The sequence below is a fragment of the Kitasatospora sp. NPDC057904 genome, from assembly GCF_042887925.1.
Classification (GTDB): Bacteria; Actinomycetota; Actinomycetes; order Streptomycetales; family Streptomycetaceae; genus Kitasatospora.
The window spans coordinates 55,005-75,610 of record NZ_JBHVOL010000009.1; the positions used below are offsets into that span (position 1 = coordinate 55,005).

Genomic DNA, 20,606 nt, shown 5'->3' on the forward strand with positions numbered 1-20,606 from the left:
CCGCCACCCCCGCCTCCATCACGCACGCGAGCCCGCCCGCCGACAGCGGCCGGACGGCGCACTGAGCGCGGCCGCACCCCCACAGCACAGGAAGTCGACCGAGCCGACTTCCCACGCAGAAACGAAGGCCAGTCCTCGCCCTCCCACCCGCCACCTCCATCACGCACGCGAGCCCGCCCGCCAACAACGGCCGGACGGCGCACTGAGCGCGGCCGCACCCCCACAGCACAGGAAGTCGACCGAGCCGACTTCCCACGCAGAAACGGAGTCGGCGGTCGCCCGCATCACGGACGCGAGCCCGCCGGCCGACGGGGGCTGGGCGGCGCGCTGGGGGCGCTTCTCGGTGCCGTACGGGCACGAGTGGCGCCGACGCTATGGCTGACGGCGACCGCTCGAAGGCCGCTACAGGTGCGGCAGAGGCCCGGGCGGGGGACGGGGTCGCGGCATTCCGCGCACTCGGCGTACCGGGGTGCTGGCGGGCGTTCCGGGGCGCGGCAGGGCGGCATCTTGTGCTCCAGGCGGTAGCGGAGCACGGCTGCGGCGGAGTGGATCGGGTTCGGCAGGCCGGGGAGGAGGGCTTGGGCGAGGTCGCTCGGAGTGCTGCCGCACTCCAGCCACTGGGCGACGAGGGGTGCGAGCATCTCCGCTTCGGCCTGGCCGAGGCGCAGGCGAGGCTCGGGGCGGATCGCCCGGAACAGGGCGGCCACTGCCTGTCGGGTCTGCTCGTCGGCAGCCGGGCTCGCGGGGAGGGTGGGTTCTTGCTGCCGGTCCTTTACGGGAGGGCTGCCTGTGCGACCGACAACCGGGCCACCGGGCGCCGGACGGGTGGCACCCGGACGGGAAGGCCAGGGGGTGTCGTAGACGTGGGACTCGCTGCGGAGGGTGCCGTCGGGCAGGCGGATCGTCTCGACGCGGTAGAAGCCGGCGTCGGTGAGCTCCTTGAGGGCTTTGCGGACGGCGCCGCGGCCTTGGGGACTGGTGGCGGCCATGTGGCGGCCGTCCTCGCGCCAGCCGTCGGGGCGGGAGAGGAGGTCCGCGAGGAGGCCGCGGGCGGTGTAGCTGAGCTTGCGGTACTGGAGGACGGCGTTGGGAAGCACGGTGAAGTGCCGTACCTGTTCGGTACGATGGATGCGCATGGGAGCTTCGACTCCTGGTGCCGGACCCCGGAGCGTTGGCGCGCTGCCGGGGTCACCTGTTTGCTGTTTGGTTCGGAACGTAACACGCGGGGTGGTCGGTCAACTGCCCATCACCGGAAGGGTGCTTATCGCACTAACCCTCCGCATCAGACCTCGCCGAACTCCCCCGAGTGGAGAGCGATGAGGAAGGCCGACCAGGCCTCGGCAGGGAAGGCCAGCACGGGACCGTCAGGGTCCTTGGAGTCACGAACGGGAACAGTGCGAACGCAGTTGGCCGCGACCTCGATGCACTCGCCGCCGTTGCTGCTGTAGCTGGACTTGAACCATTCGAGGGGCGTCACAGTTGCCTCCGTAGCTCGCGGATCACCACCAACAAGCATCAGGCTGCAGCAGCCAAGCAGCAAGAAGCCCCTACCCGATTAGGTAGGGGCTCGGCAACGCGGAGCGTCAGACCTCGCCGAACTCGCCAGAGCGAACGGCAGCGACGAAGGCAGCCCAGGCCTCGGCTGGGAAAGCCAGTGCAGGCCCCTCGGGGTCCTTGGAGTCACGGACGGGGATGGCGCCATGGAGGCCACGGGCCACCTCAACGCAATTTCCTGCCTGGGCGCTGTAGCTACTCGTATGCCACATGGCACTGCGCAGGTCATCCATGCTCAAAACCCTTCCGCACTTCTCGGATGAACTCGATGCTCTCCGCCCGGGACAACGCCTCAACCTGGAGATAATCGTACTCGCGAGTCAACGCGGCCAGCGTCTCCGGATCGCGCTCGAGGAAGCCGCGTTGCTCCGTCTCGCCGTATCCCACGACGGACCCGTTCGGCATGGTCAGCAACGTCAGCGGATGCTGGAACGGTCGAGTGGCTCCGAGGGAGAACGGGCTGACCTGCAGGAGGATCCGGGGCTGAGCTGCGAGAGCTTCCAGGTACTGCAGTTGTTCAACCATGACGGCGCGATCACCCATGGTCCGCCGCAGCGCTCCTTCATCTATGACCGCATGAACATGCGGCGCCGGATCGCGAGTTAGGCACCGCTGCCTGCGTTGGCGCAGTTCGGCTCGCTCATCAGCCTGCTGTGGCGTCGCGAACCCGCGAAGCACTGGCGCCTCCTGGTGAACACGGATGTACGCAGGCGTTTGGAACAAGCTCGGAACGATGTTGACCTCGAACAACCGAATGAGTACGGCCTTCGATTCGCAGCGCACGTACTCGTCGAACCCCTCGAACAAAGTGCGCTGGCCCGTGCCGTCCCATTCCCGAAGAAACTGGTCACCGGAGCCAAACACCCTGTCAAGTCGAGCAACAAACGGTTGACTTGGTTTCCTTCGGCCGCATTCGATGGCCGAGATGTACGACGACGTGCAGCCAAGCAGCTCCGCCAGGTGCTCCTGCGTCCAGCCGCGCTGCTCCCGTGACGTGCGAAGTAGCACCCCGAACTCGGCGGCGGGTGAGGACTCGGGGTCAAGTTCCTTTTTGTTCAAGGCGATTCATCCCACCAAACGAACGGCGCTGGACAAGTTGAACTACTCCAGAGCGTAGAGGACATTGAGCACTCCCGGTAGTCGTCGCACTACGAATCGGAGCCATCGCCATGAACAAGAGCACCCCCATGTCCGAAGTCCCCCTCCCCCACGAAGTGGTCATCGACCGCGGGCACCTCGACGACGGCCGGCCTCGCGAGGGGGTCTTCATGGAGCAGTGCGGCGGCATCATGTACCTCCGTCCGGTCGGCGGCGGCATCGAATGGACCACCCGGGCCGACCAGGTCAGCGTCCTCAACCCCCGCCAGATCGCCCCCGGCTCCGGTGCCCGCTCCCACCGTCGACTGCTCCAGGAAGAGCCGCCGTGAGCCCGAGCAGCCTCCTACTGCTCGCCACGCTCCACCTAACTTCCCTGGCCGCCGCCGGATTTGCTGCCGCAGAACGCGCAGCGCGAAGACGGCTCCAAGGGCGCGTTGGCGTACAGCCCTTGTCGAGCCGAACCGCTCCCCGCCGGCAGCCTCCTCCGGCGGGGAGCACCCAACTCCTCAACTCCTCTCCCAAGGAGCAACGTTGAACGACGACATCATGCGGAAGCCGCCCGCCCGACGCCTGGGCCAGCAGGCCTTCGTCCTCCGCCACAGCCCCGACGGACAGGACGAACTCCACGTCCTCCTCGTCGACCCCGTCTACCGGGACGGCTACACGCTCCCCGGCGGCAGCGCCGAGGCCGACGAGCTACCTCACCTCGCCGCCCGCCGCCACCTGGAGACCGAGACCGGGCTCGCCCTGCCCCTGCGAACGATCCTCACCGTCGACTACATGGCCCGGCACCAATACCCCGAGGGAATCAACTTCGTCTACGCGGGCGGCGTCGTAACCCCCAGGCAAGCCAAAGCCGTCAACCTGCACCGCCCGCCGCCGAACATCCGTGCCCTGCACTGGATCCCCCGCCACCTCCTGGACACCGTGATGCCCTCCAACCAGGCCCTCCGCGTCCACGACGCCTGGGACGCCTGGGAACACGGCGCCGGCCGCCCCCTCCTCCTCCGCGGCACCCCCGTCCCGGTCCGCTGATCACACACCACCGGCCTCCCGCCCAAGACTTCCGGGCAGCCTCAGCGGCCCGGCAGCGGGTGGCCGCGCGCTCTCTGCGTGGCTACTCGACATCATCCCGAGGGAACCTCAACGATATGGAGGAACCATGACCAAGAACCTCTACGAGCTGGCGCTGGGCGGCGAGTTGGCCGCCCAGTGCGGCGGCAACCTCGACAGCGAGGCCGAGTCGTGCGTCAGCGTCGCGCCGCTCACGGGCGTCGCCGATGCGTTCGCGCTCGGCGACACCAAGCCCGAGGGCGCCGGCCTCCAGCTGCGCTACACCGGCACCGAGCTCGACACCTTCGTCGTCCAGTGGGCGCAGAGCCGAGGCCTCACCATCTGATCGATCCGATCGCCTGGACGATCAACTCGCAACGCAAAGCCGGGTGGCCGTTCCCACCCTAATTGGGAGCGGCCACCCAGTCCTTGGAGGATACCCATGACTCCCGAGGCATTCGCCGAACGCGATGGACACTGGCACGGCTATGGCCCATGGGTCGGATCCCGCAGGCTCATGGAGCTGGAATACCTGCGCCGACCCGCATCACTGGACATGAATCTCCTGCGCGTCCCCAGCGGAATGAACGCACACCCGCAGGAGACCTTTCTGCCCTTCGCCCAACGCACCATTCCGCCCATGATGACCGGCCACTACCTCCTGCGCCGTCCCGAAGGCCTCGACCAGCGCACCTGGACCACCGCGCCCCCGGCCGTCGACTGGCTCACCAGCGTCTACAAGCAATTCCCGCCCCTGCGGCGCTCCGATGGAAAACAGGCCTACGCGTCGCTGGAGTGGTACCAGGAGTGCGCTCACCGCACCCTGCTCCACGGCTCGGACGTCGTGTGGTCGCACTACCTCGAAGACCTGCGGTTCATGAGCTCCGCCGTGATCTGCTGCCCGTCCCTGCCGTTCCACCCCGACATCAAGTGCCCATTGTCCTGAGGAGACGACGTTGTCTCTGCACGAGCTTCTCGGCACCCACGCCGGTGACCTGCTCGCCGCCTGCCCCACTGAACCACGCCTCTACCGTCGCCAACACACGGCACTCGACCAGGCCATCACCTTGGACCTGATGAACTCGTACATCGACCACGGTCTCACCGCCCCCTCGCGTACTGCGGCAGTCAAGAACGGCCGGGCCGTTCACCCCGGACGCTTCTCCGAGAACGGCCAGATGCGTCGCGGAAAGCTGCGCGGCCTCATCGAGGAGGGGCACACGGTGAACCTCCGCGAACTTCAGCGGAACGCACCGTTCCTGGCCGAGTTCTGTGCCCGGGTCCAGGCCGAGACCGGTTACACCCTGTACGTCTCCGCGATCATCACGCCCGCCGGGGAGACCGGCCTGACCCACCACTGGGACCAGGCCACCGTCCTGGTCGCCCAAATGTCCGGGCGAAAGCGCTGGCCGCTGTGGGCTCCGACCGTGCAGCACCCGATGGACGACCACCTCGGCTCCCCGACCCAATGGACGCGGGAGATGCAGCGGATCTGGGACACCACCGACCCGTTCGCCACCTACACCCTGGAGCCCGGCTCCACCCTCGTGATCCCAAGGGGATGGGTCCACGCCCCCGTCTGCGCCGGCGAGGAGCCGAGCTTCCACCTGACCTTCGCCCTACGCGAGCGGACCCCGCTCGACCTCGCCCACCAACTGATCGCCTCCGCACTCGACCACGACACCTTCCGCGAGGGCCTCGCCCCGGCTCAGCTGCGCGCCGACAACCTCGGCAGCACCTTGGGCAACGTGCGCGAGATGGTCACCGACTACCTGGCCGGCCTCGACCTGGACCGCCTCGCCGACCGCATCGCCCCGCAACTGACCGGCACGCCCTGACCATCCCGCCGAAACGCTCTCCTCCCCCTGCGCAGGAGGTCGGCCAGGTCGACTTCCTGCGCGCAGATTTGGAGCCGGGCCAGCCATGGGACGGCCGCGTCGCCAGTGGTGCGCAGCCGGGAACAATCCAGGTGGAGCCGATGTTCGGCGATCTTGGAAGTCATCGGTACTGCGACTGCAGAGAACGGGTGGACAATCATGTCGAGCAGCATCAGCGTCATAGTGACGATGAAGGCCAAGCCCGGCCGGGAGGCCGAGATGCGCGCACAGGCACGCTCGATGATCGAGCCGAGCCGGGCCGAGCCCGGGTGTCTCTCGTACAACAACTACGTGGACCCGGAGGATCCGCACTCCTGGGTGGTCATCGAGGAGTGGGCCTCCCACGCGGCGTTCGAGACGCACATGGCCAGCCCGCACCTGGCGGACTCACTGGCGAAGGTCGGCGATCTGCTGGCCGAGCCCCCGTCGGTTCGGATCCTCAGCACGGCGAACTGAACGAGTCCGGCGCCCCCGCGCAACTGCGGGCCGACAACCTCGGCAACATCCCGGGCGCCGCGCGCGAGATGGTCACCGGCTACCCGGCCACCGACTACATCACCCCGCACAGGAAGTCGGCGTGGTCGACTTCCTGTGCGGCTGAGCGATGACGGATCTCTGCCCCCTGCCGCGTTCGCCGGCAGGGGGTAGACGCGTATGTCCGCGTGGGAAGTCGGCGTGACCGACTTCCCACGCAGAGAGACACTGAGGGCAGACACCACCCTGGTGCCGCTTCGGCCCTGCCGAAGCGGCACCGGAACGAATCATGTCTCGCCGCTTTGGGGCTTCCCCTCAACGCGCAACCTCTTCTTCCACATGGGAAGTCGGCTCCGCCGACTTCCTGCGCAGAAGGGGCGAACACCACCCGGTGCCGAGGTAGATCCGCGTTTCTTGTATCGCGCTGAGGCCGCTCCGGCGCGCGCTTGCGCTCGGCGGAGCGGTCGTCATTCTCACAGTGCGAACGGCCTGTAGGCGAGGGCTAATTCGACAACCTCAGCCGCTGTCGGCTCCGGCCCGTCGGGCCAGTAGATCAAGTTGCTGACATAGCCACTCGGACAGCCAAGACCCCTGTCCAGCGCCTCAAGTGCGCGGTCGATCTCGGCGTCGTCGGCGCAGTCCCCATCCATGATCTTCTGCACCATCGCAACGGCCGACTCACGAGTCATCACCGCTCCAGCCACCCCCTCCAGGATAGTGAGACCTTAGCGAGCTATGTGATCGACCGGACAAGCCCCGAACCATGCTCGCCGCCTCCCCCAAGTGCGCAACTCCCCATTCCGCGCAGGAAGTCGGCTGGGCCGACTTCCTGCGCGCAGCGTGGGCCGTCGGCCCGGCCCGATCTTCGTCGGCAACCTCGCTGGAACGTTTCTTCTCCTCCCGGCCCTGCGACTTCCGGTGCTGCTTCGGCGGGCACCGAAGCAGCACCGGAACGGGCAACTGGAGCGAGAGCAGAGGGTGGGGGTGGGGGTGCGGGGCGAGGGGTGGGCAGCGGTCCTCTCGGGCTGGGCTGGTTATGGGGTGGAGGGCTGCAAGATGCCGGTGGACTATGTGGGTTGGGCACATGGGCCTCGGGCGCCGGGCTTCCTACGTTGTGGCGACATCGTCGTCCCCGGACCGGAAGTGGTGACCCATGGCAGCATCGGTTGAGAGGCGCTCACTCCCTCGGGTAGTGGCGGCGAGTCTGATCGGGACCACCATTGAGTGGTACGACTACTTCCTGTACGGAACAGCGGCTGCGCTCGTGTTCGGGAAGGTGTTCTTCCCCAACAGCGATCCGCTGACAGGCACGCTCCTCGCGTTCCTCACGTACGCGATCGGGTTCGCCGCGCGGCCGCTCGGGGCGCTGGTGTTCGGGCACTTCGGGGACCGGGTCGGGCGCAAGCGGCTCCTCGTCGTGAGCCTTCTGCTCATGGGCGGATCCACCACCCTCATCGGGGTGCTGCCCACGTACAGCAGCATCGGTGCCGCCGCGCCCGTGCTGCTGACGGTGCTTCGGCTGGTGCAGGGGTTCGCCCTCGGCGGGGAGTGGGGCGGGGCCGTCCTGCTGGTGTCGGAGCACGGGGACCAGCGCCGGCGCGGCTTCTGGGCCTCGTGGCCGCAGGGCGGCGCGCCGGCCGGGAACCTGCTGGCGGCCGGGGTCCTGTCGCTGATGACGGCGGTGCAGTCGGACGCCGCGTTCCTCGCCTGGGGCTGGCGGGTGCCGTTCCTGCTGTCGGCCGTGCTGGTGGGCGTGGGCATGTGGATCCGGCTCGCGGTCGACGAATCACCGCTCTTCCAGGCCGCGTTGGCCGCGCAGAAGAACCGCAAGACCGTCGAACAGCCGCCGCTGGTCGCCGTCCTGCGGCACCACTGGCGGGAGGTCCTCGTCGCGATGGGGGCTCGCATGGCGGAGAACATCTCGTACTACGTCATGACCACCTTCGTCCTCGCCTACGCCGTCAGCCACGCGCACTTCTCCAAGCAGACCGCGCTCAACGCCGTACTGATCGGCTCGGCCATCCAGTTCGCCCTGATCCCGCTGTTCGGCGCGCTGTCGGACCGCGTCGGCCGCAAGCCGGTGTACCTGGTGGGTGCGGTCGGCGTCGGGGTCTGGGCGTTCGTCTTCTTCGGCCTGGTGGACACGAAGTCGTTCCCCGCCCTCGTCGTAGCCGTCACGGTCGGCCTGGTCTTCCACAGCGCGATGTACGCGCCCCAAGCCGCCTTCTTCTCCGAGATGTTCGCCACCCGGATGCGCTACTCGGGCGCCTCGATCGGGGCCCAGTTCTCGTCCGTCGCCGCAGGGGCGCCCGCTCCCCTCATCGCCACCGCGCTCCTCAAGGACTACGGCAGCCCGACGCCGATCGCGGCGTACGTGGCTGCGGCGGCGGCACTCACGGTGCTCGCCGTCCTCTGCGCACACGAGACGAAGGGACAGGACTTGGCAGAGACCGGCGCCGAGACCGATGCCGAGACCGACGCCGAGGCCCCGGCGGCCGATACCACCCCGGTCGGCAAGCCCGCCACCGCGTGACGGCCCAGCCGCTACTATCGCGCTCCCGCCCCACTGCCGATTGGCGGCACGCACCATGAACGACCCCCAGACCGGCGCCGCGCCCGCCCTGCGGCAGCTGCTCGACCTGCTCGGATCCGGCGCCGCCACCGAGGACTTCGCCGAGGTGCTGGCCGACGCCCGCCGCCGGGGGGCGCCGGCCGCGGTGCTGCAGGAGATCGACGACGCCACCTGGCAGGCCCTACGGGTGCACCGCACGCTGCGCCAGCACCGGCGCCGCGAGGCCGAGTTGACGGCGCTGTTCGACACCGCCGGCGACCTCGCGGCGTCCCGCGACCTGGACACCGTGCTGAAGGCGATCGTCCGCCGCGCCCGCCTGCTGCTCGGCACCGACACCGCCTACCTGACCCTCCCGGACGAGGCCGCCGGCGACACGTACATGCGCGTCACCGACGGCTCGGTGTCCGTCCTCTTCCAGACGCTGCGGCTCAGCCTCGGCGACGGCCTCGGCGGCCTGGTCGCGCAGACCGCCCGCCCGTACGCGACCCCCGACTACCGCACCGACGACCGCTTCCACCACACCGGCACCATCGACGCGGGCGTGCTCGACGAGGGCCTGGTCGCGATCATCGGTGTGCCGCTGCTGCTCGGCGGGCAGGTCATCGGCGTCCTCTTCGCCGCCGACCGTTCGCCGCGCGCCTTCTCCCCCGACGAGGTCGCGCTGCTCTGCTCGCTGGCCGCGCACGCCGCGATCGCCCTGGACACCGCCAAGTCGCTGGCCGACACCCGCGCCGCGCTCGCCGAACTGGGCGCCGCCAACGAACTCGTCCGCGCCCACTCCGCCGCCGTCCAGCGCGCCGAACAGGCCCACGACCGGCTCACCGACCTCGTCCTGCGCGGCGCCGAGGTGCCGGACGTCGCCGCCGCCGTCGCGGCCCTGCTGGACGGCGAGATAGCGGTCCTGGACGCCGAGGGCGAGCCGCTGGCCGGCCGCGTCGCGTCCGCCGCCGGGCTGGCCGAGGCGGTCGCGGCCTCGCGCGCCGAGGGCCGGTCCGTCCGCCACGGCGGCCTGTGGGTGTGCGCCGTCCTCGCCGGGCAGGACGCGCTCGGCGCGATGGTCCTGCGCGGCCGGCCCGACCTCGACGACGCCGACCGCCGGCTGTTCGAGCGGGCCGGCGTGGTCACCGCGCTCCTCCTGCTGCTGCGCCGCTCCGTCGCCGAGACCGAGAACCGCGTCCGCGGCGAACTGCTCACCGACCTCCTGACCGCCCCCGACCGCGACCCCGCCGGGCTCACCGCGCGCGGCCGGCGGCTCGGCGTCGACCTCGGCCGCCCGCACCTCGTCCTGGTCGCCGAACCCGCCGAACCCGCCAGGGCCGCCGGAGCCGCCGGAGCCGCCGGGAGCGCCGCCACCACCGACCGCGGCCGGCTCGCGGGCGCGGCCGGGCGGTACCTGTTCGGCTCCCGGGGCATCGCCGCCGAGCACGGCGAGACCGTCGCCCTGCTGGTGCCCGACGGCGGCGACCCCGAGGAGACCGCCCGGCAGGCCGCCGAACGGCTGGCCCGGCTGACCGGCTTCCCGGTGACCGTCGGCGCGGGCCGCCCGGCCGCGGGCCCGCCGGCGATCGCCGCCTCGTACGCCGAGGGCCTGCGCTGCCTGCGGGCGCTGCGGGTGCTCGGCCGCGCGGGCGAGGGCGCGTCGGCGCGGGCGCTCGGCTTCCTCGGGGTGCTGCTCGGCGACGGGCACGACGTGGACGGCTTCGTCGGCGCGACGCTCGGCCCGCTGCTCGACTACGACGCCCGGCGCGGCACCGAGCTGGTCCGCACCCTCCGCGCGTACTTCGACTGCGGGGGCAGCCTGACGCGGGCCAAGGACGAGCTGCACGTCCACGTGAACACGGTGGTCCAGCGGCTGGACCGGGTCGAGGCGCTGCTCGGGCGGGACTGGAACGTGCCGGAGCGGTCGCTGGAGCTGCAGTTGGCGCTGCGGCTGCAACTGCTGGCGGAGGCGTGAGTCCACGGTGAGGGGTGGGGGGCGGACGGCTGACAGGTCCGATCGGGCTTGGGCGTACAGTGGCGAGGTTGGTCTCGAACGCCCGGCAAGGAGCGGCAAACGGTGAGCGAGAACGTACGTTTCGTTTCGTTGGGCATAGGCGAGCGCACGGTGCCCTACCAGGAAGCCTGGGAGGAGCAGCAGCGCCTGCACGCGCTGCGGGTCGCGGACGAGATCCCCGACACCGTGCTGCTGCTGGAGCACCAGTCCGTCTACACGATGGGCAAGCGCACCAACCCGGCCGACCTCCCGCTGGACGGCACGCCAGTGGTCGAGGTCAACCGCGGCGGGGAGATCACCTGGCACGGCCCCGGCCAGCTGGTCGGCTACCCGATCGTCAAGCTGCCCGACCCGATCGACGTCATCGCGTACGTCCGCCGGCTGGAGGAGGCGCTGATCCGCGCCGCCGCCGAGTTCGGCGTGGGGACCACCCGGGTCGAGGGCCGCAGCGGCGTCTGGGTGCTCGGCGACACCATCCCGGACGCGGTCGTGGACCCGTCCCAGGTGGTCGACATCGGCAAGCTCACCCTGCGACTGGGCCTGCCGCTGGGCATCGACCCGCGGCTGGCCGGCCCCGAGTACGCGCCGTCCAACGCCGGGCAGCGCGGCGACGACCGCAAGCTCGCCGCGATCGGCGTGCGCGTCGCGCGCGGCGTCACGATGCACGGCTTCTCGCTGAACTGCGCCCAGGACATGACCTTCTTCGACAAGATCGTGCCGTGCGGCATCCGGGACGCGGGTGTGACCTCGCTCTCCAACGAGCTCGGCCGCGAGCTGTCCGTCGGCGCGGCGCTGCCGGTGGTCCAGCGGCACCTGGCGGACGTGCTCGCCGAGCTGCCGGAGCCCGCGCTCAGTCGCTGAGGCTCCCGGCCACGGCCCCCGACGACCCGGGACGACCGGTGATCGCCGGTGATCACCGGGGAATCTACTGGCCGGTAGCTCTGTTGCCCTGCGATTGCAGGGCGGCACGCCCGGCGAAGCCCGTACAACCACAGGCGTACCCTGGGGGTACCCCGTCTAGTTCTAGGAGTCGCACGTGTCCGCTGTCGCACCCGACGGCAGGAAGCTGCTCCGCCTGGAGGTCCGCAACAGCGAGACCCCCATCGAGCGGAAGCCCGAGTGGATCAAGACCCGCGCGAAGATGGGCCCGGAGTACAACGCCCTCCAGTCGCTGGTGAAGAAGGAGGGGCTGCACACGGTCTGCCAGGAGGCCGGCTGCCCCAACATCTTCGAGTGCTGGGAGGACCGCGAGGCGACCTTCCTCATCGGCGGTGACCAGTGCACCCGCCGCTGCGACTTCTGCCAGATCGACACCGGCAAGCCCGCCGAGTTCGACCGGGACGAGCCGCGCCGCGTCGCCGAGTCCATCGTCACCATGGACCTCAACTACGCGACCATCACCGGCGTCGCCCGCGACGACCTGGAGGACGGCGGCGCCTGGCTGTACGCCGAGACCGTGCGCCAGGTGCACGCGATGACCGCCGACCGCGAGGCCGGCCGCACCGGCGTCGAGCTGTTGATCCCCGACTTCAACGCGGTGCCCGAGCAGCTGGCCGAGGTCTTCTCCTCCCGCCCCGAGGTGCTCGCGCACAACGTCGAGACGGTCCCGCGCATCTTCAAGCGGATCCGCCCGGCGTTCCGCTACGAGCGCTCGCTGGACGTCATCACCCAGGCCCGCGCGGCCGGGCTGGTGACCAAGTCCAACCTGATCCTGGGCATGGGCGAGACCCGCGAGGAGGTCAGCCAGGCGCTGGCCGACCTGGTCGGCGCCGGGTGCGAGCTGATCACCATCACCCAGTACCTGCGGCCCTCGCTGCGCCACCACCCGGTCGAGCGCTGGGTGAAGCCGCACGAGTTCGTCGAGCTCCAGCAGGAGGCCGAGGAGCTGGGCTTCGCCGGGGTCATGTCGGGCCCGCTGGTGCGCTCCTCGTACCGGGCCGGCCGGCTGTACCGGCAGGCGCTGGAGCGGCGCGAGCAGGCGTCGGTCTGAGAGCAGTCCTGAGCGGTCCTGAGCCATCGGAAGGGCGGAGCTTCGGCTCCGCCCTTCCGTTTTCACCAGGTTTTGACCGCCGGATCACGGACTGGTAACACGGGGTGGTGACGATGGACCCGACGAGGCCGTTCGGTCCGTCGTCGTTCGGTCCTTGGCCGTTCGGTCCGTCGTCGTTCGGTCCTTCGTCGTTCGGTCCGTCGTCGTTCGGTCCGTCGTCGTTCGGTCCGTCGTCGTTCGGTCCGTCGTCGTTCGGTCCTTCGTCGTTCGGTCCGTCGTCGTTCGGTCCTTCGTCGTTCGGTCCTTCTCAGCCACGAGGGGAGTTGCCCGGGATGCGCATGCGGATCCGGTCGGTCGGAGTAGCGGTGCGGTTCGCCGAGAGCGTCCTGATGGCCGGCGGGCAGCAGCACGCCCGGCGCAACGCCTGGGCGGCGGTCTGCGAGAACCGCCGGCACGCGGCGGACCGGCACCACGACGCCGCGGCGCCCGCGGGTGGTGCGGCGGCGCAGCCGGCCCGGAGCTGACGGAAGCGGGCGTTTCGTCGCTGTCAGCGACGACTGCCCGGCACACGGGTCACGGTTCGGTGCGAACGGGTACCCGGGCTTGGAGTTCCCGTACCCGTGGCACGTACCATGAGCGTTATGGCGAGGGAAACATCCGAGAACCCCGGGCGGCTGAAGCAGATCCGCCAGGCGTACATCATGACCAAGAAGGTCGACACCAAGATCGGCCTGATCATCGCCGGCGTCGGCCTGCTGACCTTCGGCGTGTTCCTCGCCATCGGCTTCGCAATCGACCACCCCGTCTATCTGGGCATCCTGGGCTTCATCGTGGCCTTCCTGGCCATGGCGATCGTCTTCGGGCGCCGGGCCGAGCGCGCCGCGTTCGGGCAGATGGAGGGGCAGCCGGGCGCCGTCGCGGCGGTGCTGAACAACATCAAGCGTGGCTGGAGCTCCAACTCCACCCCGGTTGCCGTCACCCGCAACCAGGACGCGGTCTACCGCGCCGTGGGCCGGGCCGGCATCGCGCTGATCGGCGAGGGCAACCCGAACCGGGTCCGCCAGCTGCTGGCGTCCGAGAAGAAGAAGATGGCCCGTGTCGTCGGCGACGTGCCGGTGCACGACATCGTCGTGGGCAACGGCGAGGGTGAGATCCCGCTGAAGAAGCTGCAGATCCACCTCATGCGCCTGCCCCGCGCCATCACCCCGGCCCAGGTCACCGAGACCAACGACCGCCTGCGCGCGCTGGGCGACCTGCTCTCCAAGGCGCCGATCCCCAAGGGCCCGATGCCCAAGGGCGCCCGGATGCCCAAGGGCGGCCAGGTCCGCTGATCCCCTCCCCCGTCGACACGAACGGCCCCGCCACTCCTCTGGAGCGGCGGGGCCGTTCGGCGTTCGCGGGCCTCGGCGAGATCCGGGCCTCGGCGAGATCCGGGCCTCGGCTAGATCCGGACCTCGGCTAGATCCGGACCTCGATGGTGCCGACCGCCTTGTCGTGCAGGCCGCGGGTGTCGCGGTCCCACACCAGCGGCGGCACCAGGAGGCAGAGCAGCAGCGTGCGCAGCAGCACCTGCGGGATCGTCGCGCGGCGGCCGTCCTGCCGGACCACCCGCAGACCGAACAGCCGCTTGCCGACCGTCGTGCCGGAGGTGGCGAGCAGCAGTGCGGTGACGCCGAAGAACAGCGGCGTCGTCCACAGGTTGGCCGAGGACGCGGTGCCCTTGCCGAGCAGTCCGTAGGCGACCAAGGAGACCAGCCAGCCGTCCACGAACAGGGCGCCGATCCGGCGGCCGGGGCCGGCGATCGAGCCGGGGCCCTCCTTGGGCAGTCCGAGGCGCTCGCCGCGGTAGCCGAAGTCGGCGCCCATCTTCTCGGCGGCCGCCTTCGGGCCGTCGATCCACGATCCCAACGCTTCTCTGGTGTCCACGAATCCACACTAACCGGGCGGTCGCCGCGCGCCGCCACCGGCTCCCCTGTCGTCCGCGAGCCTTCCCCGACCGAGTGAATCCCGGTGACCGGGCTTACCGAATGGTCCAGACCACTTATCGGAAGACCTGCAGGCCGGTGGGGTGTTTTGCCCTGGACCGTACGACTTTGCCGCCCGTTCGGCGGGTGTGGTTAACATCTAGGAAACGAGCGGGTCACCGGTCGGAAACGGACCGTTCCTAGGGTGAGCCGCATTCGCACGCCGAGGAGGATGCTTTGTTCAACAACGCCGCCGAAGTGAAGCAGTTCATCCAGGACAACGACGTCAAGTTCGTCGATGTCCGCTTCTGCGACCTGCCGGGCGTCATGCAGCACTTCTCCGTACCTGCGGCGACCTTCGACCCGTCCGAGACCCTGATGTTCGACGGTTCGTCGATCCGCGGCTTCCAGGCCATCCACGAGTCCGACATGGCCCTCGTCGCGGACCTCGCCACGGCCAGGCTCGACCCGTTCCGGGCCGAGAAGCACCTCAACATCAACTTCTTCATCCAGGACCCGGTCACCGGCGAGGCCTACAGCCGCGACCCGCGCAACGTCGCCAAGAAGGCGGAGGCCTACCTCGCCTCCTCCGGCATCGCCGACACCGCGTTCTTCGGGCCCGAGGCCGAGTTCTACGTCTTCGACTCGGTGCGGTTCGACACCAGCGCGAACGCGTCCTTCTACCACATCGACTCCGAGGCCGGCGCCTGGAACACCGGTGCGGCCGAGGGCGACGTGCGCGGCTACAAGGTCAAGTACAAGGGCGGCTACTTCCCCACCCCGCCGGTCGACCACTTCGCCGACCTGCGCGCCGAGATGTCGCTGGAGCTGGCCAAGTCCGGCCTGGAGGTCGAGCGCCAGCACCACGAGGTCGGCACCGCCGGCCAGGCCGAGATCAACTACAAGTTCAACACCCTGCTGCACGCGGCCGACGACCTGATGCTGTTCAAGTACATCATCAAGAACGTCGCGTGGCGCAACGGCAAGACGGCCACCTTCATGCCGAAGCCGATCTTCGGCGACAACGGCTCGGGCATGCACGTCCACCAGTCGCTGTGGACCGAGGGCTCGCCGCTCTTCTACGACGAGCAGGGCTACGCCGGACTCTCCGACACCGCCCGCTACTACATCGGCGGCCTGCTGCGGCACGCGCCGTCGCTGCTGGCGTTCACCAACCCCTCGGTGAACTCCTACCACCGCCTCGTCCCGGGCTTCGAGGCGCCGGTCAACCTGGTCTACTCCCAGCGCAACCGCTCGGCCGCGATCCGCATCCCGATCACCGGCTCCAACGCCAAGGCCAAGCGCATCGAGTTCCGCGCGCCTGACCCGTCCTCCAACCCGTACCTGGCCTTCTCGGCGATGCTGATGGCCGGCCTCGACGGCATCCGCAACAAGATCGAGCCGCTGGAGCCCGTCGACAAGGACCTCTACGAGCTCGCCCCCGAGGAGCACGCGAACGTCCCTCAGGTGCCCTCCTCCCTCCCGGCGGTCCTGGAGGCCCTGGAAGCCGACCACGAGTACCTCCTCGCGGGCAACGTCTTCACGCCCGACCTGATCGAGACGTGGATCGACTTCAAGCGCACCAACGAGATCGCCCCGATCGCCCTCCGCCCGCACCCGCACGAGTTCGAGCTGTACTACGACCTGTAAGAGGCACGTCCCGCCCGCGGAATCGCGGGTGGATCCACTCCCGTATGTGCAGGCCGGCGATCCGTCGGCCTGCACATACGTCGTTCCGGGGTCCGGCGGCTGGGCGGTTCAGACCTTCCTGCCCAGCGTGTCGGTCTCGGCCAGGATCGTTCCGGTGACGGCGAGGTTGCCCTTGATCGTCATCCCGCCCATACCCGTGCCCGCCGAGACGTAGTTGAGCTCGTCGATGTGGACGTAGATGCCGTTGTGGAGCTCGAGTACGCCCTCGATGTCGCCGCCTCCGGAAACCGACAGCCCGTTGTACACCTGAACCCCGCTGTCGGTGGCTTCCAGCGCGCGCTCGCCTTCGTCGCTGACCTCCAAGCCCCCTTGGACGACGAGGCGGCCCTTCACCCGTCCCTCGCCGGCGAGCAGGTCGTCCAGGTCGGCCTTCCCGGCCTTGACGGTGCCCAGGTCGTTCTGTCCGTCCCGGACCCGGATTCCGGCCTTCGGGAAGTCGATCCAGCCGTCGTCGGAATCCCGGCCGTGCACCGACCCGGTGTTCACGCGCTCCACGTCCGCCGTACCGGCCGTGACGGTCCCCCGAGCGCCGGTCCCGTTCCGGATCTCCACCCCTTCCGGGGAGAAGTCGACGCGGCTCCCGCTCGGCGTCCCCTCGACCCACGGAGTGCGCGTCCCGCCGTCGAACTCGGGGACGAGCGCATGGACCGTGGTGGTGAGGAAGTAGCCCTGCGACTGTTGCCCGGCACCGGCCGTCCCGGCGATGAGGACGTAGGTGGTGCCTCGCTTCGGCGGGGTGGGCGGCGACCAGGTGTAGGACTGCTGAGTCACCTGCGGTCCCTTGGCCGCCGACTGGACGAGCAGCTCGTTCCCCTGCGGATCGCGGATCCAGTAGTCGAGGTTGTCCGGCCCGTCCCACCGCAGAACGACGTTCCGGCCCGCGTCCACGTCCACCAAGGAGTTGCTCTCCGGGCGGAAGTTGCGCGGGATCCTCGGAGCCTGCTTCACCACTCCGAGAGTGGTGGTGAAATTCGCCCGCCGGATGGGGATGTTGTCGTCACCGCCGCCGGACCGCTCGTGGATCTTCAGGCGGACCGGTCCCGCCAGGTCGGAAACGGGGATGTTCTCCAGGACCAGGACCAGCGACTCCTCGTCGGGCAGGGTCAGCCTCCCCCCGGAGGGGGCATGCGCTCTGAAGCGGCCGAGGGTGCCGTCCCAGCCGAAGGTCGGGTCTTCCTCCCGCCAGACCGTGTAGTCCTTCTCGATGCTCGCACTGATAGCCGTCGGATCACCCGTCAGGTCGTCGCGGCCGCTGCCCACCGGTATCTCCACGTCGATGAACTCCCACTTCACCTCGGACTGGTGGGTGTTGGAGACGATCACGTACACCGTTCCCACCGACGGTGCCCCCGGCAGCGACGCCTGCAGCGAGGTCGGATCCGTGACGACGGCGTAGTGCAGCAAAGAGGGCACGATGAGGACTCCCTACCTCGGCGTTTCACACGATGCGGACGGAAGACACGCAGTGGAGGCTCGGTATTGGCGGGTGCACGATCGGTGCGGTGACAGCATCGGGCGGGACGCTGGAAGTTCCGGGGCAGGCGCACGGCGCCGACACCAACAGGATTGTACGGATGGGCAGTTGAGGATCCACGATCCTGCATGACTGGCTCGAACACGGCCTCTGGTGACCGAAAGCCGAAGCAGAGGACACGCGCGGTACGGAGCCCGGCCCGGGTCAGGTGGGCTCGGGGGTGAGGGCCAGGAGGGCGAGGTCGTCGGCGAGGAGGCCGGCGTACTCGTGGACGTCCTGGGCGAGGAAGGCGACCACTCGGTCCGGGGACGTCGTGCCGAGGGCGGCGAGGCGTGGGGCCAGGGGGTAGAACGTGCCGGTGGCGTCGCGGGCCTCGCTGACGCCGTCGGTGTAGAGCAGGACGGTGCTGCCCGGCGGCAGGGCCACGGCGGTGGGCTTGCCGTGCTCGTCGGCGGGCGCCAGGTTGCCGAGGCCGAGCGGGAGTTCGTCGGGGCAGGCGATCGGGGTGATGGTGCGGCCGGCGAGCAGCAGCGGGGTGGTGTGGCCGCGGTTGACGATCTCCACGCAGTCGGAGCCCGGGCGGTACTGCAGCAGGACGGCGGTGGCGAACAGTTCGTCGTCGCCGCGGTCGGCGGCGTCACGGAGCACCGCGCGGTCCAGCTGGTCGGCGATCTCGACCAGGTCGGGGGTGTCGTGCGCGGTGGCCCGGAAGGCGCCCAGCACGTCCGCCACCGTCCGTACCGCGCCGAGGCCCTTGCCGCGGACGTCGCCGAGCAGCACCCGCACGCCGAAGCGGGTGTCGCACACCTCGTACAGGTCGCCGCCGACCAGCACCTCGGCCTGGGCCGGGCGGTAGAGGCCGGCCACCCGCAGGCCGCCGGCGCGGTCCGGGACCGGGCGCAGCACGGTGCGCTGGAGCGTCTCGGCGACGGTACGGGCGTGCAGCAGGTTGCGGTTCTGCCGGATCCGCTGCCAGGACAGGGCGGTGCCCATCACTCCGGAGAGCAGCGTCGCGATGTACACCCAGACGTGGTGCTGCTCGTCGATGTGGCCGGCCCGCAGGGCGAGGACGAGCTGGAGGGCGACCGAGCCGACGGTGGTCGCGGCGGTCACCGCCGGGCCGTAGCTGAACGCCGCGACGACGGGCAGCGCGGTGAGCAGGAACCCGGCGGCGACGGCGTCCGGGACGATCGCCTCGGTGAGGAGGTCCAGGACGAGCAGCAGGACGGGGAGCCAGGGCACCCAACGCGGCACCCTGGATTCCACGGCCGCCCGGAACGGCGGGCGGGGCGCTGCGGGCACGGCGGGAACCTCCTGGACCACCGGGCGGAATGACCCGGTTCGTCCCTCCATGCTCCACCACGGTGGACCCCGCCACGAATGGTCGAACGTCCCGGATGCGTGCGGTCAGGGGCGGGCGGCGGAGGGTGACGGGCGGAGGGCCGGTCGGCGGCGGGCCGGTCGGCGCAGGGCCTGTCGGCGGAGGGTGACCGGCCCCGGCGGGGGTCAGCAGACGGTGACCGGGAGCGTCTCGTAGCCGCGCAGGACCAGGCGGTCGCGACGGGTGGGCACGCCGCCCGGGGCGAGCCGGGGGAAGCGGTCGAGCACGGCCGCGACCGCGATCTCGGACTCCAGGCGGGCCAGCCGGGAGCCCAGGCAGAAGTGCGGCCCGGCGCCGAAGCTGAGCGGCTGGCTGCCGGTGCGGGTCGGGTCGAAGACCTCCGGGCGGTCGTAGCGGGCCGGGTCGTGGTTGGCGGCGCCGATCATGACGAGCACCGTGCTGCCGGGCGGCGCGGGCAGGTCGTCGACGGTGAGGCCCTCGGCGAGCGCGATCCGCGAGGTCAGCTGGACCGGTGCGTCGTAGCGCAGCACCTCCTCGGTGAAGGCGGCCGGGGAGAGCGCGCCGGTCCGCAGGGCGGCGGCCGTGCCGGGGTGGCGGAAGAGCAGGGCGAGGCCGTTGCCGAGCAGGTTGGTGGTGGTCTCGAAGCCGGCCACCAGGAGGAGCACCAGGTTGGCCAGCAGCTCGCGGCCGGTCAGGCGCGCGGGGTCGTCCGCGGCGATCCGGGCGAGGTCGGTGACGAGGTCGTCCTGGGGGTGGCGCAGGCGCTCGGCGACCAGCCCGGTGAAGTACCCGGCCAGCTCGTCGGCGGCCTCGTCGGCGACGTCGAGCTCGGCCGGGTCCTGGACGAACTCCAGGGCGACGGTGAGGTCCGCGGCGAGGTCGCGGAAGAGGTGGCGGTCGCCCTCGGGGACGCCGAGCAGTTCGCAGATCACGCCGACCGGGAGCCGGTGGGCGAAGGCGTCCATGAAGTCGACCGGCGAGCCGTCCGCACCGGCCCCGGCCATCTCCTCGAGCAGCCCGGCGACCGCGGCCTCGACGGCCGGCCGCAGCGCGGCGACCCTGCGGGCGGTGAACACCGAGGCGATCAGCGAGCGGACCCGCGCGTGGTCGGGCGCCTCGCGCTCCAGGATCGAGCGGCCGAACAGGTCCAGCGAGGAGTGCTCGGCGAACTCGGGGGCCAGGCCGGCCTGCATCTCGGGGGTGGCGACGCCGAAGCCGGGGGTGCGCAGCACACGGTCGGCGGTGCCGTGGCCGAGCGCCAGCAGGAAGCCGGGCCCGGCCGGGGCGGCACCGCCCAGCTCGTGCGCCCGCGCGTACAGCGGGTACGGATCGGCCCTGCCCTCGCTGGTCAGAAGGTGCTCGACGATCGCCGCGCCGTCCATCCGCTGCTCCCCTCCCCGGCCGGTGTCCCGGGCCCGGACCGCTGTTTCCGGTTCGTGAACCACCGGCGGGCGCCCGGGAGTTCCCGGGGCACGGCCGGTTCGGGTCCGCGGTCCGGGCCGGAG

At 70.5% G+C, this 20,606-nt stretch carries 22 protein-coding genes; 13 read left to right on the forward strand and 9 right to left on the reverse strand.

The annotated features are described in order from the left end of the window. Window positions 1–284 precede the first annotated feature (284 nt). The 4 genes from ACFVSN_RS23075 to ACFVSN_RS23090 all read right to left on the reverse strand — a co-directional run bounded on the left by ACFVSN_RS23075 (window position 285) and on the right by ACFVSN_RS23090 (window position 2,613). On the reverse strand, window positions 285–1,136 hold the full coding sequence (locus ACFVSN_RS23075; RefSeq protein WP_387594484.1) for a hypothetical protein: 852 nt from the start codon (window positions 1,134–1,136) through the stop codon (window positions 285–287). A gap of 146 nt (window positions 1,137–1,282) precedes the next feature. Then, window positions 1,283–1,477, reverse strand: coding sequence for a DUF397 domain-containing protein (locus ACFVSN_RS23080; protein WP_387956482.1), 195 nt, complete (start codon window positions 1,475–1,477; stop codon window positions 1,283–1,285). A gap of 106 nt (window positions 1,478–1,583) precedes the next feature. Beyond that, entirely contained in the window at window positions 1,584–1,787 is a 204-nt protein-coding gene (locus ACFVSN_RS23085) for a DUF397 domain-containing protein (protein ID WP_387956483.1), read from the reverse strand. Then, complete coding sequence (locus ACFVSN_RS23090) at window positions 1,780–2,613, reverse strand: Scr1 family TA system antitoxin-like transcriptional regulator (RefSeq protein ID WP_387594482.1); 834 nt, start codon at window positions 2,611–2,613, stop codon at window positions 1,780–1,782. The genes ACFVSN_RS23085 and ACFVSN_RS23090 overlap by 8 nt, the downstream gene beginning before the upstream one ends. Before the next feature lie 128 nt (window positions 2,614–2,741). Between ACFVSN_RS23090 and ACFVSN_RS23095 the strand changes: the two genes are divergently transcribed. The 6 genes from ACFVSN_RS23095 to ACFVSN_RS23120 all read left to right on the forward strand — a co-directional run bounded on the left by ACFVSN_RS23095 (window position 2,742) and on the right by ACFVSN_RS23120 (window position 6,038). Continuing rightward, the gene (locus ACFVSN_RS23095) at window positions 2,742–2,981 is read left to right on the forward strand and encodes a hypothetical protein (protein ID WP_387594480.1); all 240 of its coding nucleotides are present in this window, start codon (window positions 2,742–2,744) and stop codon (window positions 2,979–2,981) included. Window positions 2,982–3,183: 202 nt separating this feature from the next. After that, the gene (locus ACFVSN_RS23100; RefSeq protein WP_387594478.1) at window positions 3,184–3,687 is read left to right on the forward strand and encodes an NUDIX domain-containing protein; all 504 of its coding nucleotides are present in this window, start codon (window positions 3,184–3,186) and stop codon (window positions 3,685–3,687) included. Window positions 3,688–3,814: 127 nt separating this feature from the next. Beyond that, window positions 3,815–4,051 carry a DUF397 domain-containing protein gene (locus ACFVSN_RS23105; RefSeq protein WP_380437614.1) on the forward strand — a complete coding sequence of 79 codons (237 nt, stop codon included), beginning with the start codon at window positions 3,815–3,817 and terminating at the stop codon, window positions 4,049–4,051. Window positions 4,052–4,345: 294 nt separating this feature from the next. Continuing rightward, entirely contained in the window at window positions 4,346–4,651 is a 306-nt protein-coding gene (locus ACFVSN_RS23110; RefSeq protein WP_387594476.1) for a hypothetical protein, read from the forward strand. Between the two features lie 10 nt (window positions 4,652–4,661). Continuing rightward, entirely contained in the window at window positions 4,662–5,543 is an 882-nt protein-coding gene (locus ACFVSN_RS23115) for a JmjC domain-containing protein (RefSeq protein ID WP_387956484.1), read from the forward strand. 198 nt (window positions 5,544–5,741) lie between these two features. Continuing rightward, window positions 5,742–6,038: a putative quinol monooxygenase gene (locus ACFVSN_RS23120; RefSeq protein WP_387956485.1), complete on the forward strand. Its 297-nt coding sequence runs from the start codon at window positions 5,742–5,744 to the stop codon at window positions 6,036–6,038. A gap of 491 nt (window positions 6,039–6,529) precedes the next feature. Here ACFVSN_RS23120 and ACFVSN_RS23125 read toward each other — a convergent pair whose 3' ends face one another. Beyond that, on the reverse strand, window positions 6,530–6,745 hold the full coding sequence (locus tag ACFVSN_RS23125) for an e9imm peptide (RefSeq protein ID WP_387956569.1): 216 nt from the start codon (window positions 6,743–6,745) through the stop codon (window positions 6,530–6,532). 464 nt (window positions 6,746–7,209) lie between these two features. On the opposite strand from ACFVSN_RS23125, the gene ACFVSN_RS23130 reads away from it, so the two are divergent. The 6 genes from ACFVSN_RS23130 to ACFVSN_RS23155 all read left to right on the forward strand — a co-directional run bounded on the left by ACFVSN_RS23130 (window position 7,210) and on the right by ACFVSN_RS23155 (window position 13,942). Next, window positions 7,210–8,589, forward strand: coding sequence for an MFS transporter (locus ACFVSN_RS23130; protein WP_387956486.1), 1,380 nt, complete (start codon window positions 7,210–7,212; stop codon window positions 8,587–8,589). Between the two features lie 55 nt (window positions 8,590–8,644). Beyond that, window positions 8,645–10,582, forward strand: a complete 1,938-nt coding sequence (locus tag ACFVSN_RS23135) for a helix-turn-helix domain-containing protein (RefSeq protein WP_387956487.1) — start codon at window positions 8,645–8,647, stop codon at window positions 10,580–10,582. A 102-nt stretch (window positions 10,583–10,684) separates the two neighbouring features. After that, entirely contained in the window at window positions 10,685–11,482 is a 798-nt protein-coding gene (lipB, locus tag ACFVSN_RS23140; RefSeq protein ID WP_380446950.1) for a lipoyl(octanoyl) transferase LipB, read from the forward strand. A gap of 175 nt (window positions 11,483–11,657) precedes the next feature. Continuing rightward, window positions 11,658–12,611, forward strand: coding sequence for a lipoyl synthase (lipA, locus tag ACFVSN_RS23145; RefSeq protein WP_363655648.1), 954 nt, complete (start codon window positions 11,658–11,660; stop codon window positions 12,609–12,611). Between the two features lie 332 nt (window positions 12,612–12,943). Continuing rightward, on the forward strand, window positions 12,944–13,135 hold the full coding sequence (locus ACFVSN_RS23150) for a hypothetical protein (protein ID WP_380446952.1): 192 nt from the start codon (window positions 12,944–12,946) through the stop codon (window positions 13,133–13,135). A gap of 108 nt (window positions 13,136–13,243) precedes the next feature. Next, entirely contained in the window at window positions 13,244–13,942 is a 699-nt protein-coding gene (locus tag ACFVSN_RS23155; RefSeq protein WP_380446955.1) for a DUF4191 domain-containing protein, read from the forward strand. A gap of 127 nt (window positions 13,943–14,069) precedes the next feature. Here ACFVSN_RS23155 and ACFVSN_RS23160 read toward each other — a convergent pair whose 3' ends face one another. Further along, window positions 14,070–14,537, reverse strand: a complete 468-nt coding sequence (locus ACFVSN_RS23160) for an RDD family protein (RefSeq protein WP_380446957.1) — start codon at window positions 14,535–14,537, stop codon at window positions 14,070–14,072. Between the two features lie 275 nt (window positions 14,538–14,812). Between ACFVSN_RS23160 and glnA the strand changes: the two genes are divergently transcribed. Beyond that, window positions 14,813–16,225, forward strand: a complete 1,413-nt coding sequence (glnA, locus tag ACFVSN_RS23165) for a type I glutamate--ammonia ligase (protein ID WP_380446960.1) — start codon at window positions 14,813–14,815, stop codon at window positions 16,223–16,225. A gap of 108 nt (window positions 16,226–16,333) precedes the next feature. Here glnA and ACFVSN_RS23170 read toward each other — a convergent pair whose 3' ends face one another. From ACFVSN_RS23170 to ACFVSN_RS23180, 3 genes are all read right to left on the reverse strand, one after another. After that, window positions 16,334–17,698, reverse strand: coding sequence for a hypothetical protein (locus ACFVSN_RS23170; protein WP_387956488.1), 1,365 nt, complete (start codon window positions 17,696–17,698; stop codon window positions 16,334–16,336). Between the two features lie 265 nt (window positions 17,699–17,963). After that, the gene (locus tag ACFVSN_RS23175; RefSeq protein ID WP_387956489.1) at window positions 17,964–19,001 is read right to left on the reverse strand and encodes a PP2C family protein-serine/threonine phosphatase; all 1,038 of its coding nucleotides are present in this window, start codon (window positions 18,999–19,001) and stop codon (window positions 17,964–17,966) included. 264 nt (window positions 19,002–19,265) lie between these two features. Further along, window positions 19,266–20,483: a cytochrome P450 gene (locus ACFVSN_RS23180; RefSeq protein WP_387956490.1), complete on the reverse strand. Its 1,218-nt coding sequence runs from the start codon at window positions 20,481–20,483 to the stop codon at window positions 19,266–19,268. Window positions 20,484–20,606: the final 123 nt, after the last annotated feature.

Excerpts from the sequence above, each read along its gene's own strand:
- ACFVSN_RS23095 (WP_387594480.1), top strand. The coding sequence starts at position 2,742 with ATGTCCGAAGTCCCCCTCCCCCACGAAGTGGTCATCGACCGCGGGCAC.
- ACFVSN_RS23105 (WP_380437614.1), top strand. The coding sequence starts at position 3,815 with ATGACCAAGAACCTCTACGAGCTGGCGCTGGGCGGCGAGTTGGCCGCC.
- ACFVSN_RS23120 (WP_387956485.1), top strand. The coding sequence starts at position 5,742 with ATGTCGAGCAGCATCAGCGTCATAGTGACGATGAAGGCCAAGCCCGGC.
- ACFVSN_RS23075 (WP_387594484.1), bottom strand. The coding sequence starts at position 1,136 with ATGCGCATCCATCGTACCGAACAGGTACGGCACTTCACCGTGCTTCCC.
- ACFVSN_RS23110 (WP_387594476.1), top strand. The coding sequence starts at position 4,346 with ATGATGACCGGCCACTACCTCCTGCGCCGTCCCGAAGGCCTCGACCAG.
- ACFVSN_RS23130 (WP_387956486.1), top strand. The coding sequence starts at position 7,210 with ATGGCAGCATCGGTTGAGAGGCGCTCACTCCCTCGGGTAGTGGCGGCG.
- ACFVSN_RS23155 (WP_380446955.1), top strand. The coding sequence starts at position 13,244 with ATGAGCGTTATGGCGAGGGAAACATCCGAGAACCCCGGGCGGCTGAAG.
- ACFVSN_RS23125 (WP_387956569.1), bottom strand. The coding sequence starts at position 6,745 with ATGACTCGTGAGTCGGCCGTTGCGATGGTGCAGAAGATCATGGATGGG.
- ACFVSN_RS23085 (WP_387956483.1), bottom strand. The coding sequence starts at position 1,787 with ATGGATGACCTGCGCAGTGCCATGTGGCATACGAGTAGCTACAGCGCC.
- ACFVSN_RS23135 (WP_387956487.1), top strand. The coding sequence starts at position 8,645 with ATGAACGACCCCCAGACCGGCGCCGCGCCCGCCCTGCGGCAGCTGCTC.
- ACFVSN_RS23180 (WP_387956490.1), bottom strand. The coding sequence starts at position 20,483 with ATGGACGGCGCGGCGATCGTCGAGCACCTTCTGACCAGCGAGGGCAGG.
- ACFVSN_RS23150 (WP_380446952.1), top strand. The coding sequence starts at position 12,944 with ATGCGCATGCGGATCCGGTCGGTCGGAGTAGCGGTGCGGTTCGCCGAG.